Here is a 14,501-nt window from a genome sequence, read left to right as displayed (position 1 = left end):
AACGTGCCGTTGTATTTCTTGTCGGAATTTTTACAAGTTCCCGATAGTAAACAAACGTGCAAAAAAGAATAAGTTCACTCGCGTTTGCGGTGCTCAGTTTAGAACACTCTGCGAAGACAATAATAGATCGGTAGTTCCACAGGTTTAGAGGAGAATATGAGCCGAAAAAGTGTTCTCCAATAGGCGACCAGATTGGATTTTTAACCTATTTTTAATGTTCATTAGATTTGGAACGTCTGGTTTTAATGATGGGCCCAGAATGGGAATTTAGGTCTTGCGGGCGACGTATCGAATTGCGGTAGTTTCGCTTCTATCGCAAAATGAAAGCAGAACTTTAGAAGGAAGCTAGATCAAGAATGACAAGGAAAGTCCTTTTTGCTGTTTTAAGTATCATGTGTACCTCGCAAATGTCCTGCACGAGTGTGACAAGCTCTCGAGCTCAGCGTGGAATTGCCTCTATTAATAATTATCCCAGTATTATCGAGACTGCTTATTTTCCTGAGCATATTTAATATTTCTGAGTCAGCCGAAAGGTTGGGGATGAAGACGTCGGCGGTGATCCCAGCGCCTTCTAAAGACTTTTCATCCGTGAAAAGTGCGTATCAAAAGCTGGTGTCCTCCTATCATCGTTAATTGATGTTTATTGAATTAATCCAGGATTCAATTTTTTGGAGCTCTTCATTAGAAAGCGATTCATTGCTTAAAGGCATCGTCTTCGGTCCATGCGATCCACTGGAGCCTTTTAGACGATAATACAACAACGATTCGGTGGGACTTCCCTTAACAACCCAAGAATTTTTTAAGGCCTTGGCTTCGGTTAAATTCGACAAGTTAATACTGGTCAAGCCGTTGTGGCAACTTAAGCAACGGCTTTCGAAGACGGCTTTCGCGGCTTTAAATTCCAGACTCTCTTTGGTTGTCGGAGCATCCTTATCAAGAAATGACGGATCAAATATGACGCCGCTTAAACCCAAGCTTCGCGCCACATAGCGAGACATCACATTAAGCTCTTCGTGTAAAAGCTTACCCCCGGCGGCTCCCGAAGTCGCGCTTGAACTGTTACCGGCGTAAATAATATAATTTGAAACTCGAGAATCTATGTATGTATTTTTAGACAAATTGGAAAAGTCGGCGGGCACGCCGGTTGATTGGACCTCCGCCTTTTCGATGCGACCATTAATCTGCAAAAGCATGTCGCCTGCACTTGAACCAAATGAAACCGCGATAACTGTTGGAGTTCCATCTGCGGGTAAAATACCCTGAAGCTTTTCTTCATATTGTAAAATTGAATCTTGGCGACGGATGACTTGCACCAAGCCATTTTCGATTAAAACTTTTCCTTCTTCAATATCGGTGCCTGAATCCAGTGAAATAATTTTTCCGGAAACACCGCCATCCACGACCACCACAAAAGACCACTGGTCGCCGGCGATGCTGCGAAGGATGTAACTGGGATCTTCATTTTTACTCCATACCCGCAAAGTATCAGCGGCCAAAAGCGGGGGTAAGAGTTTTGCATCCATTTCCTCAGCGGCATTCTTCAGTGCCAGCTCCCTCATGATTTCTTCTTGCAAAGAAAAATCGCCACAGTTTTGAAAGCAGACCATGAGGAGCATAGAGCAAGTCAGTACGAAGATCTTTCTTCCAAACGCGCGCATGATTCTAAGTCCCGGTGTATACATAAGGGATTGTGCCGGCGTGCTTTTCGATATCTTGGCCCGAGGGGCGCAATCCAAATCCACCATCATCACCGTGAATGGAATATTCCGCTTGAGTGACACCCATCACTTTGAAGAGACTGTTATAAAATGGATTCATATAGACCCGGCCTCCGTGAGGCGGCGACGAACGCAAGTCAATAAACTCGCCCATGCGGAAATTTCCCGCGCCACCGCCCAAAAGAACCGGAATATCCACTAATGAATGCGGTCCCGTGTATGAACCATTGGGACTTTTAATATAGTCCGTGCCCATTCCGTTCACCCACACCACCAGCGTGTTGTCTAAAAGGGTCGAACCATCGGTTTCAATAATTGAATCAAGGCGCTTCATAAATGCAGCGACCCGCGAAGTTTGCCAGCCCATCCATGTTCGACACAAAGCCAAGGTGTCAACACCCGATAAAAGACGATGAGAGTTGGAGTGATAGGAACTTGGTGTTGCCTCAGTATCTGAATCTCCATAGGCATCGAGGGAAACCACGGCTAATCGTGAAAGATCACAAGAAAAAGCCCCGGCAATCACGTTAAAGACATTATCGACTTTGCTTTTCATGTTCTTACCCGCATAACTTGTGACCGTGCCTGGCTGACAAATCAAAGTGGGCTCAGTATTTACCGTCCCTTCTCCAGATAAAGACGCCTTCTTAAGATCATTCAGCATGTCGATGTGATCTTTGATTCTTTGACGATCAAAATTTGAAAGAGATCGTGAATTTGAAATGGAGGAAAATGTCGATAATGCAAATTCGAAAGCTTCACGACGATTTTTAGCCGGTGCCGCAACCGGGGAGGAGGAACCTGAACCGACCACACTTGATAGATATTTGTTAAATAGACTTTGTTCGGTGACGGCATCCCGAGGGCTTGCCGGGAACATGCCCACCTGGGCCCCATTGGCGGCGTTGGCTCCGCCGGTCGCATTCCAAAAACAGATAGGACGAGCGCTTATAAAGCCGGGATTTATAGCATTCTGCGCATAAATGCGCATGGTCCCGAGTTTTGTTTTTCCTTTAAGAGCCGCACTATTGGCCATCACCGCATCTATCGAGCTTCCTTTCAGCGGAGAATTTTCGTTATCAAATTCAACCCGGTGAGGAATTTGACAAGTGAGAATATGGCCACCCCAATGTAAGGGGGCGGATGAAATGGGATATCTCAAGCCACGGATGATAGAAAATTTATTCCGAAGAGTGTCCAGATCGGAATTCAAAACTCCCGATAAAGGTCCACTGATGGAGTTCAGCTTTGTGCTGCGAATGTTATTCGCCGCGACCACTTGTGTGGGATCGTTCGGCCAATAAGCGGCCTCTTGAACTCCGTTCCAGCTGACGATGAACACCAGTCTTTTTTTAGGGGCCAAGGTTTCCGCTTGCGCCATAAGTGGCGCGATCGAAGGCAAAGCAGGTAATAAGAGAGAACTTGAACCCAGTTTCAAGAAATCACGTCTTAAAAGTTTTGTCATGGCATCACCTCAATTTATACGCTTCTGAGTTAAGTACGAGCTCAAGATAATTTCTTTGAAGGCTTCAAGAACTCCTTTGTTAGAGTCTTGAACGGTTTTAATCACTTCATTCATCAAACAGCTGTCCGACATAGACTCTTCTTGAACCTGCAAGAATTCATACATGTGCCGACTGAAACAAGCCGGGCCAATCTGGCTGTTGGCTAATTGCTGGGCGAAATCTTGTGGGCCGTTGACCAAAAATTTCTCATTATGTCCGGTTAATATCACCGCTGAAGAATCAATCGGGTGAGTCGCGATAAGATCACTGTCTGCGCCGCCAAATTTATAGATCTTTTCGGTGGTACGAAAGCGGCCAAAAGAATCCATCGTCCCGAAAGCAAACCCCAAAGGGTTGGCTAAAGAATGACAATTAAAACACGTCCCACTTCCGGTTTTCATTTCAATCAATGTGCGGTTGCTGTATTTTTTTATAATTTCCGGTTCCGTAATATCAATCCCGGCACCTTCCGCGCCTGCAGGCGGTGATCCTAAGCTGCCGCAAAAAAGACGCGAGTAAAGACGAACCCCGCGAATAATGGACGAAGGGGTGCTCGTCGTGGAGGCCGTTAAAATCGGTCTCAACAAAACTCCAAATCGACCGGCTCCCATCTGTGCCGGTGCCGACGAGGTCACTTTGCTGTGACCATAAATTGACGCCAGATCATCCGTGCGTGCAAATGAACGGGTGGAGAGCAGTAGATCTTTAAAGGTGGCGCCATTAAAGATTTCATATTCCACATACTCTTGAACTTCGCGCAGAATTTCGGTGCGTAAAGCCACTGGATCTAAGCCCGCAACTAAAGAGGGCGGGGATGTCGGCAAAGATGGCATCGCGTGATTTGAGGTTTGTCCCAGCCAATAAAGAGCAAACCGTCGTATTTTAGTTTTGGCCCGAGGATCTAAAAAGAGTCTATCCACCTGTTGGCGTTGCACTGCGGGCTTTAAAATTTCTCCAGAGTCCGCCAGTTGCGACAGCGTTGCATCGGGAACCGAGTCTAAAATTAAAAATGACAATCTTGAGGCGACATCAAAGGCGTTTAAAGTCAGAATTTCAGATTTTAAAGACGTTCCCATTTCAAACTGAAATAAAAAAGGAGCTGACTGTAAAAGAGCTTCCGTAATGCCCATCACTTTTTCTTTTTGTGTCAGTCCCGCCGAGACCACTTTTTTAAGATTTAGTATTTCTGGCACATGCAGTGGACGTCTTAAAACCAGTCGGCCTAATTTCAGAATAAATTCGTGGTAACAAGCTTCGGCGGTGGCATTAGTGATTCCCGAAAAACACCCGCCACCCACGGAGGCCAAGGTTAAAGGATTCGACGCAACAAATTCACCCACGGCGTGAGCGATGGCATTAACGGCGTCAAGTTTTGTCTGATCAAACATGATCTTGAACTGTGAGGCGGTTTCAAAATCGACGTCATTGGGGTATTTTGCAAAGGCGGCTTGGACGGCTTCGGCATTTAAAGTCGCTTCTCCAAACGTGTCGCGAATGGCATTTCCCAGTTGCAGTTTATTAAGCCGCACGGAATCGCGAACGGCCATGGCCGCGGGTTTTTTGCACTGCTTATCAAGCAACACCGAAACTTGAGAAACACTGGATTTCGGTTCTTCTTTGGTGAGCGACGGTGATGTCGTTTCTCCCTCGGTGATGGATGGATTTTCAATCTCTGGAGAAATGAATTCGGTAATGGCATTACAGCCAACGCAGGTAAAACAAAAACCTGCGGTCATGAAGATGAATGCCCCACGTTCTAAGATTTTTTTCAAAGCGGCCCCCCGCGGTTCTTAATTAAGGACAAACTTCCCACATCAGTCGAGGATAATCTAAAGCGCCACACCATTTCCATTTTCCTGTGCCGCTGGTGAAATCAAACCCGTTAGTTAAATAAATATTTCCGGCAGCTGAATTTTGCATTTCACTTTGCGTGGCGGGAACGGCGTTGGTGATAAAGCTTCCTCCCGTGGATATCGAAACATTGTTTTCTGTGCTGTTATTGTAAATCAGTCCCGTCCCAGAAAGAGTGTCAAAGCCACTGACGGCCGGGGTGCCATAGCGAGTTCCGGCGCTAACACCATAGGTAATATTGGCGATGATATTTTTCATCGTAAAGCTATTCCCTGAACCTGCAGTTCCTTGATAAACAGTTCCGAATATTCCCCGCGGCACGTTTTGAGAAATAGACCCAGTGATGATTGAGTCCGAGATTTCAACTTTCTGCGCGCCACTGTAAGTCTGAGTCGTAGGTCCCACAAATCCACCAACGGCTTCAGAACATCCCACGGAGTAAAGATCGCTGAATGAAGCCCTCACACCTTTGATGATAAGGTTTGCCGCACCGGCATAATTGCGAACGATGGCCGACGCGTAATTACAGGTACTGCCCGTGTAACGGTTTACATAGTTCACTTCAGAGTTAATGACTGAAAGGCTGGACCCACTAGACATGGAACCAAGAATTCCCGCGCCAAGATCGGTTCTGTATAACGAGTTAATTTTGATCTTCGAGCCCTGAATATTCACCGTGGAATTTGTGGGCTGAGAAGTTAATATCGCCCCGCCAGGGTTGGCATCGCCCGAAAAATTATAGCAGCAGTCCACGGTCGCGGAAATATCCGAGTTCGAAATATTAAGAGTTGCCGATGAACCCATATCACGCACCAGCGCCACTCGATGAGGCGCGAAGTCGACACTGGCGGCGCGCACACTGAAAGAACCTAAAAATGTAAAGTTCTCTAAATTAAGTTGACCGCCGCTGCCGGGCCCTGAAAAAAGTGCTTCGTTGATTTGATATATATAGGTTGTATTTGTCGTCATCACCCAATTTAAGAAACGAACATTTTTAAATGTCGCGGTATCGGTGGGTGCGACCTTAAAAAAGATTCCCGGAATAGTGTTCCCAGACATGTCACCAATATAGTTTCTTAAAATCGAATAGTTATCACCGTCAAAAACTCCCACAAAACCGCTGCTGTAATTTCTCCAGGTAGAACTGTTAAGATCGATATTATTTCCCAATTTAAAAGACCGTCCCCCCACCCAATAGGTGTTGGAGGTGACTTGATTTAATTGCGTGCTTGTACAAATCAAATAAGGATTGGCGACCGTGCCCGCGCCAGAAGCAAAGGGACTTGCCGATTGAGCAGCGGTGCTTAAGCAAGGATCCGCGACCGGGGCAGTGTTGACATACTGATGTTCATTGGTCAATCGTGCGTAAGAACCATCGGGGTTTAAGACTTCGACATCTTTATAGCCAAGGCCGTTTGCTGGTGTGAGACAGGTAAGGTATTCGGAGGTGATATAAGTTGTCGTGTCACAGGCCACTCCTCCGACTTTGACTACAGTGTTCGTGGTGTAGCCATTGGAATTGGCATTTGAAAATCCCGTGCCTTTAATGACCATCAGGCGCCCGCCGGTGGATAAAGAGTTTTTTCCTGACGTCGAGGTGATGACGATTTGGTTTTGTGAGTAAAGGCGAACATTGGTGGTGGATACATTTCCCGCACCGTCCTGCACCCAAAGAAGATAGGAAATGTACGTGTTGGTGTTAATAGGACCCGTTAAATCCGATAACGCCAGGGTTGAACCATAGCCATCAAAAATTATTGAATCACTGGTTGTCGCCACAACGGCAGCATCACCATATTTTCGATACACGCGGACTCGCAAAAGATTATTCACCGTACCGGCGTCGTAAAGGTCCCAAGTCAGGTTCCATTTTTTTAAATTGGTGGTGGTTTTAGTGTGATTCAAGGCGATGATCGTCGGTGGCACGACGTCCGTTGCCACAAAGCTGCGGACGACCCCGTCACAATTTTTATTGTCTTGAGAGTCCTTCGCGCACACGGTGTAAAAATAAGTGCCCCCGGAAGTCAGGGAATTTTCATAATAACTAGTATCCAAGGTCGTAGAGATTAATGTGCCGTCGCTTTGCGGCGATGTGGCTGAAGCAAATGTGGACGTGGATTTGCGGTAAACCAAGTAGTTAATAGAATTTCCCGTGGCGTACTGATTGTCCGAAGCGGCTGACCATTTCAAAGTTAAACCATCAAAGGCCAATCCGGAGTTAAATGCTGGCGGTGTTGTGTCTTTAATTTTTAAATCGGAATAACTTGTGGCCGGGCTAAGGTAGTCCGTTTCGTTTCCTACAGAGTCATAAGCTCGCACATGGAAACGATAAGTTCTTCCCGGATCTAGTGCAGTGATTTGGCATGAGTTATCGCCGTTGTTACAAGAACCCGGGGTGGCACAAGGACAGCTTGATAATAAATTGATCGAAAGATCTGGGTTCACAGAATAAACACGGAAACCACTGTAATCCCCGGTCCAAGTAGGAATTTGCCATTTGATTATCGCTTTTCCTTGAGTGGGGGAGGAAAGCTCTGTCGAGACGGCGATGCCCGAAAAGCCTGGTGGTGGATTGATGTCGGGAATGACCGTGGTTTTAGGAATGGTCAAGGTCGTGCAGTTGTCTGGCGCTCCGATTCCCAGGTCTTGAGTATTATCACACGCGTTCACTGTGGCATAAACCAGGTCATGGTCGTTTAAGGGAAATTGCGCCAGTGTGATGCTTGTGCCATTGGAATTTGATTTGTCGATATTAAATGTGGAAATTTGCGCGGCGGTGGGCGTCGCAGTGTTTTTCCAAAGCTGCAGGATGTATTTTCTTAAATCTGCTGCCGTAGAGGGATTCCAACCCAGCTGAATGGTGCGAGAGGAAGTCCTATAAGTCACTGATTGGATTCCTAAAAAATCAGGGGGCGTGACGTCGGAAGTAAGTACGGCGGTTGGTAAAGAATTTGTCGAAATGTTCCCGGCCGCATCTTGGGCGCGAAGACAGAAGCTGTAATTCGTGCGCGCATCCAGTCCCGTGACCGTATGGGTCGCAAAACCCGGAGCAAAGGCACTAGCGGCCAATATGTCCGAGGGTACCAAGGAGTTACACGCATTGGACGCTGTTCCAGGATAAAGAGCTTTGGTTTGATAAAGTAAATACTTGCTTGCCCCCACGATGGCATTCGTGTCGGAGGTTCCTTCTCGAGCGATGGCGATAAAATTAAGAAGGACTTTAGAGTCTGTCGGACTTCCGCGAGAAGCACTGGTGATTCCGTTAAAGAGAGGTGACGAAAGGTCCCCGGTCGTGAGCCGCACAACTTTGCTGCTATGATTGCTATTGCCCGAGGGATCTAGATCCACAACTTTAAATGAATAGGTCGAGTATTCATTAATAGAGTCCGTGAGCGTCAGCGTGGTCGGAGGACTGGTGGGATCACTGACCACCGTAATGGTTGCGGGTGTTGTCCCAAATGTGCAATTGGCACCTTCACACATAAAAACCTGGCGTTGAGCGATAGCACCGTCTGTTGGCTTCCACGGTGCGATGATCGAGGCCACAAAGTTTCCTGCCGAAACGGACTCTGCACCCACAGTCAATGGGGCGCCATTATCGGGCACGACCAAAGAAATACTTCTGGTATTGCCGTCGCAAATATTGTCTTTGGTGCAGGCGCGCACGCCAAAAGAATAGGTAAGCTCATCGCCTAAAGGTGAAATTGTGGTTTTGAATAAACCCGCATTGGCTGCGACGATTTTAATCGGCGGTGAGTTCCATTGAACAACGCTCCCGATATTACCGTAAATTTGATAGTACGAGGCTCTGGCCGCAGAGGAATTTTCGGGGTTCCAAGAAGCCTGCACCGTCAGTGCCGTGGTCGGAACAGCCGCCGTGATCCCCGCAAAAGAAGGGGCGTTGGTGTTGACCGGCGCAATATCAACAGAGTTTGAACCGACAAACTTTTTGGCACCCACGTATCCATCACAAGTGTAATGGTAGGTGACTCCTTCGGTGAGGCCCGCATCAATAATAGAGGACGTGCTACTTGATTTGGAACGTCCGACCTCGATCCCGTCGCGATAAATGACGACTTGATCCAGGTTCGAAGGAAAAGAAAAGGTTAAGGAGATACTATTATTAGTCAGCCCGGTGCCGGAGATGCAGCCGGTGAAATTATTCTGGGTCGTTGCGGTGCCAGACAATGAGGATGTATCAAGGCATCCGGCCAAAAAAATAAACATCGGTGTTATAACTAAAATTTTTCTCATGACTAAAAGATCGGGGAGATAGAGAGGATTCTTAAGGAAGCTTGAGTTCTCAAAGTTAGAATGCGTTGAATGATTTTTATTTTTAGGAAACATGTCTCGGATGCACATCAAATTTTTTTTGATAAGGTGTCCGTTGATCTGGACTGTGTCTGACAAAGTCCACGCCGATATGATGAGCAAATGGAGATCTATCATGAACTTTTCTGCACTCGTAGGAATCATCGCGGCCCTGGCTGTTTTCTTTACCACGATTCTGACAGCGACATCCGCCCGCAGTGTTTTCCTTGATCCTCACGGGATTTTAGTGGTCTTCGGTGGAACCCTGGCCGCCACCATGCTGTGCTTTCCTTTAAAGACAATCCCGGCTTTATTTAAAGTCATGGGGCGAAAGTTTCTATCTAAATATGGTCATCAGCATGAAATCGTTGTTCTTGAAATAGTAGATCTGGCAAAAGCCCAACAAGAAAATGCGCAGGCATTGCGCGACAAGGTTGATACCATTAAGAACGAATTTCTTAAAGAAGGTGTTCAGCTCATTGTGGATGGGGGGCTTTCACCACAAAAAATGGATGCAATTTTAAAGAAACGCGCCGCCGTGATCCACCATCGCCATCAACGAGAAGCGATGACTTTTAAGACTATCGCTAAGTTTCCTCCCGCATTTGGTTTGATGGGAACGACCGTCGGTATGATTGCCTTACTGAATTCTTTGGGCTCGGCCGATGCATTCAAACGCTTAGGGCCGGCCATGGCGATTGGTCTGGTCGCGACACTTTATGGTTTGACCTTAGCCAACTTCGTTTTGATTCCGATTGGGGAAAATCTAACTAAGCTTAACGAGGAAGATCAAGTTTTGCGCCGGATTATCACCGACGGTATTAAGCTTTTGCGCGACCGTGAACATCCTTTGATTGTCGAAGAAGATTTAAAAAGTTATTTGACTCCGACAGCTAGAAAAACCTTGGCTAAGGCAGGTTAGTGATGGGCGCGGCAAAGAAGATCGAGCCCGAACATTCAGGGGAAAATCACATCGACCTCGATGACGATATTTTCGGACCGTCCGAGGGAGAGCATACTGATGATGGTGAGGGCAATTGGCTGATTTCCTATGCCGATTTAATGACACTGCTGATGGGATTCTTTGTCGTCTTGCAGAGCTTTTCGACCGTGGATGCCTCTAAACTGGAAGAAATAAAAAAAGAAACCACGCAGCTGTTCGGGGGCGAGTATAAACTCCCGTATGAAGATCTTAGTAAAAGTCTTGAAGAGGTCATTAAAGAACAAAATCTTTCCGATCAGGTGATTTTCCATCGCACCGAAAAAGGTGTTGAGATCACTTTTAAGGGCGCTCTGTTTTTTGATTCGGGTTCGTATGTGATGCGCCAAGAAGCCGTGGACCTTTTATTAAAACTAGTGCCGGTCATCTCCGAAAAAGCGAAAGATTTCGGAATCGTCGTCGAGGGACACACCGACTCACGGCCTCTTTCCAACGTGCGAGGGCCCTTGTTTTCAAATTGGGAACTTTCGGGCGTCAGAGCATCGGCGGTGGTCAGAATGTTTTTAGAACAAGGATTTTCTCCAAAACGTATTAAGGCCCTGGGTTTGGCGGACTCTCATCCGTTATTTCCCGAAAAAGATGAAAAGGGGAATGAGCTTATCGATAATATGGCTCAAAATCGTCGGGTCATCGTCAAGATCTTGAAAGAATACGGGGAGTAAAAAGTGAAGCTAATATATTTTGCCATTACAATATTACTTCTGCCGTCAATGATATTGACGGGATGCGCTGGTAAGGTGGTTAAAATTGAAAGCAATCCCAGCGGAGCCAATGTTTTCTTAGACTCAAAAAATATCGGAGCGACGCCTTTAGAGCTGGCTTCGGACAAGTACGCCGACCCGTTTTCAAAAGAGTACTTGGACATCCGGGTCGAAAAAGCGGGTCACCAAAGTCGATCGGTCTTAGCCTCCACCCGCGTGTCCCAAGATTTTTTAATCAGTTTGGATCCTTATTCGACGGATTATTATGAAAAAATGGTTTTACCCAATTTTCAAGATGGCGCTAACAAAATGACAAAAGAAATTTTGACTTTGCAGGCCATGGTTATGAGTAAGAAATACGATCAAGCCGAAGAGCGACTAAAAAAGTTTATCGAAATATACCCGAATATTGCGGCGGCCTATGTCCTGCAAGCCAATATCGAATCTTCAAAAAACAATCTGGATCAAGCCATCAAGAACCTTGAGCGGGCAAGCTCCATTGATCCCGAAGACACCGTTGTAAAGCGGATGTTAGAAAGTTTCAGAAGGTCGGTGCCTAGATGAAAAAAACTTTAGGACGTTTATTTGTTTTTTTATGCGTGACCACCGCAGCGCTGGCGGACGTGAGAACTTTTGAACGAAATATTGAAGAAAATATTCAAAATTTAGCGCAAGTTCAATTTGGAACACGGGACTCTGTCGCGGTGGTAGTGAAAGCGACTTCATCTAAAAAAGCCAAGGCCGCACCGGATGAACCGGGCAACGCCGGGCAAGACATAGGATATTTACCGCTGCCTTATTGGAATGAGAGCAAAATCGATGAAGATTACGATAATTTGGCGGTTTCAATTGTGGCCTCGGCAAACATTGAATCCAAAGCGCTGAATGTATTTAAAGAAAACATCCGAAAAATGTATCCGTCTTATAAAGTCGTGGTCCAATTGCGATCTGTGGAATTGACTGAGCCTAAAAAACGGGACGTGGCCTCAGAGGCGGCGAAAAAGGAAAGCCCCCCATCATCGCCGTCGTCAGAAGACGGAAAGATCTTGCCTAAAGATTTTTTAAATGTCGCCAGCTTCTTCTTAGGCTTGGTGATATTGGGTGCTCTTTTGTTTTTGGGAATGCGATTTGTCGCCGGAGCGATCAAGTCAGGTGCTGAAGCCTTGAGCGGCCTCTTGACCCTGAAACAGGCCGGGGATAAACCTCCGTCGGCCGAGACCGCAAATGAGGAACCAGACGCGCCGTCAGCGGCAGTGGATCAAGTGCCGGATCTTTTTGCCGGGTCTTTGGATAGTTCACTAGAACAACTGAGACACATGTGTGCGGAAAATCCTTACAAAGTTTTTTTGGCCCTGGCTTTTACGCCTGCAGATCAAATTGGTTTACGCTGGTTATTGAGCCAATTGGATGAATCTTCCCGAGCCCTGATGAAAAATTTTTTGGGACCTGAAAGAGTCAGTGCCTTAAGCAAAGACATCGAGACGCCCCCTGGATTTTCTTTAAGACTGTGGGCTCAAGGCCTTGTAGAAGACGTCAGTCTGCGAATGCTCTCAGGACCGAGCTTTTTGGAAAAATCACTTAAAAATGACGACATTGTTTTTCTATTTAATGTCGATAAGCGGATTCTTTTCGAGTCGGCCCAGAAGGCGGCTCATGCTTCGTTGTGGCGATTGGTTTTAGAGGTTTTGTCGACCGAAGCGTTTGAGCAGTACAAGTCGGGCCTGACCCAGAATGATTGGATGATCATTCTGAGCGCCCGAAACGTGGGTTCGGAAGAAGTCAGCCAATCTATAGGCTTGCTGAAAGATCTGATCGGCGATGTTAAAAATATTCGCATTGATGACGGCAATAATATTGGCGCGAAAATTATTGATCCTTTGATTGAATCTATCAAAGAGCTGGGGATCGGCGACGATGAAGAGTTTATTGATAAGCTTCGTCAAAAACAGCCGGATATCGCGGCCGTTGTTGCGGCGAAAGTTTGGACTTTTGGTGATTTACGAACGGTGGATGAAAAAAAATTAGGGCCTTATTTGGCGAGTCTTAGCAATGAGTCCCTTTATTCACTTTTGTTTGTGGCTTCAGAAGAAGATCGTAATAACTTCCAAGCAATTCTGCCGCCAGGTATGAAAAAAGAGGTGGTTTTAGATCTTTTGCGAAAAGGTCTGGAAAAAAACGACGCCGACGAAAGGGTTCAAGCACTCAAGCTCGCGCGTCAATCGCTTGATGGAGCCTTGGTCCAACTTAAAGGAAAGAAAAAAGATTCTACTTCTTCCATGGCGGCGGCATGAAGTTGATAGCATTATCCTTCCTGTTGATAGCAGTTCCTATTTTGTCCTTTGCTAGGGGCGAGTTTGAGTATGCCAACAAGCTTGTTCTAAGAACAGGGGTTGGGCAGCTCGCAAATCAGGGGGACCAAGGCGGGGGATCTCCGTCTGTCGGCGGATTTAATCTGCAGTTTTTCCATTTTCTTAACTCTTATTTAGCGGTGGGCTTTGGCTATCAGGCACAATTTGATTTGAATATTGGGACGGTGCCCGTTTCGGGATATGAGATCGCGGGCCGCATCTACTGGTGGGGAGAAGGAACCCAGGTCAAAGAAAAGATGTCTTGGGGCGAATTGGACCTTTATCAGAAAAACTCTTTTTATTTCACCTCCCATTACGGCAAAAGACAGTTTTATTTGGGTGATGATCCCCTCACCATCGATGAAAGTAAAAAGTTTACGGGCGAATATGGAGTGATCAATGCTGGACTTGGTTGGGATCACCGTTTAAATCGCAATTTTGAAATCAATGCAGAGCTTTGCACGAGCCTTTTTGCACTTTCTAGCACCGATTCTCGCGTGCGAATTTCGGAAACATTTTTGTGGATGGGATTGGGTTATGTCTTCTGATTTAAGATTTAAAGTCGTTGATCTTGAAGCTTCGGTGATGGTCCTTGAAGAGGAAAACCGCTTGTTGCGGGGAGTGAACCTTCCAGCACTTAGAAATGCCCAGGTAGCGATGAATTTTGAACGTCAGAAAAAAATTGAAGCCTATGTATTTCGTCTAGTTCAAGAAAATCTTGAGTTGCGCAAAGAGATGTCTGAATTACGAAAAGAAAAAAATGATCTTTATAAAGTCGTTCACTCGCTTTCGGTTCAGCTTCGAGAAACTCAAAAAAATTGGGATTCAATTAGAAATTATGTCGGCCAGTTTAAAAAAGACATGTTCAAGTGGTTTTATTTAAAAGAGAGTGCGCCCCATAAAAACTCCTCTGAATCCTCCATGCACGGAATATTAATCAAAAAGTTTCTTGATGATGTTCATCTAGAATAGAGTTCTGGGAAACACATAGTGAAAGAAATATTTTGTCGGACGAGACATCTATCCGTAGTAAGTTTAGAATTTTCTTATTGAACCATTTCCGATAG

The 14,501-nt window shown here is 46.0% G+C and carries 10 protein-coding genes; 6 read left to right on the top strand and 4 right to left on the bottom strand.

The genetic code is table 11. The features are described from left to right. Nucleotides 1-629: 629 nt before the first annotated feature. The 4 genes from AZI86_RS01755 to AZI86_RS01740 are packed head-to-tail and all read right to left on the bottom strand — an operon-like array spanning nucleotide 630 to nucleotide 9,328. Nucleotides 630-1,616, bottom strand: a complete 987-nt coding sequence (locus AZI86_RS01755; protein WP_157684602.1) for a hypothetical protein — start codon at nucleotides 1,614-1,616, stop codon at nucleotides 630-632. Nucleotides 1,617-1,662: 46 nt separating this feature from the next. Further along, nucleotides 1,663-3,183 carry a DUF1552 domain-containing protein gene (locus tag AZI86_RS01750; RefSeq protein WP_061833366.1) on the bottom strand — a complete coding sequence of 507 codons (1,521 nt, stop codon included), beginning with the start codon at nucleotides 3,181-3,183 and terminating at the stop codon, nucleotides 1,663-1,665. Nucleotides 3,184-3,192: 9 nt separating this feature from the next. Continuing rightward, nucleotides 3,193-4,995, bottom strand: coding sequence for a DUF1592 domain-containing protein (locus AZI86_RS01745; protein WP_061833365.1), 1,803 nt, complete (start codon nucleotides 4,993-4,995; stop codon nucleotides 3,193-3,195). Nucleotides 4,996-5,017: 22 nt separating this feature from the next. Next, a complete protein-coding gene (locus AZI86_RS01740) occupies nucleotides 5,018-9,328 on the bottom strand; it encodes a fibronectin type III domain-containing protein (RefSeq protein ID WP_157684601.1) in 4,311 nt (1,436 codons plus the stop codon). A gap of 193 nt (nucleotides 9,329-9,521) precedes the next feature. Here AZI86_RS01740 and AZI86_RS01735 point away from each other — a divergent pair, with 193 nt between their 5' ends. The 6 genes from AZI86_RS01735 to AZI86_RS01710 are packed head-to-tail and all read left to right on the top strand — an operon-like array spanning nucleotide 9,522 to nucleotide 14,406. Beyond that, complete coding sequence (locus tag AZI86_RS01735) at nucleotides 9,522-10,307, top strand: motility protein A (RefSeq protein WP_061833363.1); 786 nt, start codon at nucleotides 9,522-9,524, stop codon at nucleotides 10,305-10,307. A gap of 2 nt (nucleotides 10,308-10,309) precedes the next feature. After that, nucleotides 10,310-11,047: an OmpA/MotB family protein gene (locus tag AZI86_RS01730; RefSeq protein ID WP_061833362.1), complete on the top strand. Its 738-nt coding sequence runs from the start codon at nucleotides 10,310-10,312 to the stop codon at nucleotides 11,045-11,047. Between the two features lie 3 nt (nucleotides 11,048-11,050). After that, entirely contained in the window at nucleotides 11,051-11,650 is a 600-nt protein-coding gene (locus AZI86_RS01725; RefSeq protein WP_081111747.1) for a PEGA domain-containing protein, read from the top strand. After that, nucleotides 11,647-13,377: a hypothetical protein gene (locus AZI86_RS01720; protein ID WP_061833360.1), complete on the top strand. Its 1,731-nt coding sequence runs from the start codon at nucleotides 11,647-11,649 to the stop codon at nucleotides 13,375-13,377. Before AZI86_RS01725 ends, AZI86_RS01720 begins: the two co-directional genes overlap by 4 nt. Beyond that, nucleotides 13,374-13,982: a hypothetical protein gene (locus tag AZI86_RS01715; RefSeq protein ID WP_061833359.1), complete on the top strand. Its 609-nt coding sequence runs from the start codon at nucleotides 13,374-13,376 to the stop codon at nucleotides 13,980-13,982. The genes AZI86_RS01720 and AZI86_RS01715 overlap by 4 nt, the downstream gene beginning before the upstream one ends. Beyond that, nucleotides 13,972-14,406, top strand: coding sequence for a hypothetical protein (locus AZI86_RS01710; RefSeq protein WP_061833358.1), 435 nt, complete (start codon nucleotides 13,972-13,974; stop codon nucleotides 14,404-14,406). The genes AZI86_RS01715 and AZI86_RS01710 overlap by 11 nt, the downstream gene beginning before the upstream one ends. The last annotated feature ends 95 nt before the right edge of the window (nucleotides 14,407-14,501 follow it).

Source organism: Bdellovibrio bacteriovorus (assembly GCF_001592735.1).
In the GTDB taxonomy this organism is placed as follows: domain Bacteria; phylum Bdellovibrionota; class Bdellovibrionia; order Bdellovibrionales; family Bdellovibrionaceae; genus Bdellovibrio; species Bdellovibrio bacteriovorus_D.
Note: the sequence above shows the minus strand (reverse complement) of the source record. Positions and strands in the feature narration are given on the sequence as shown.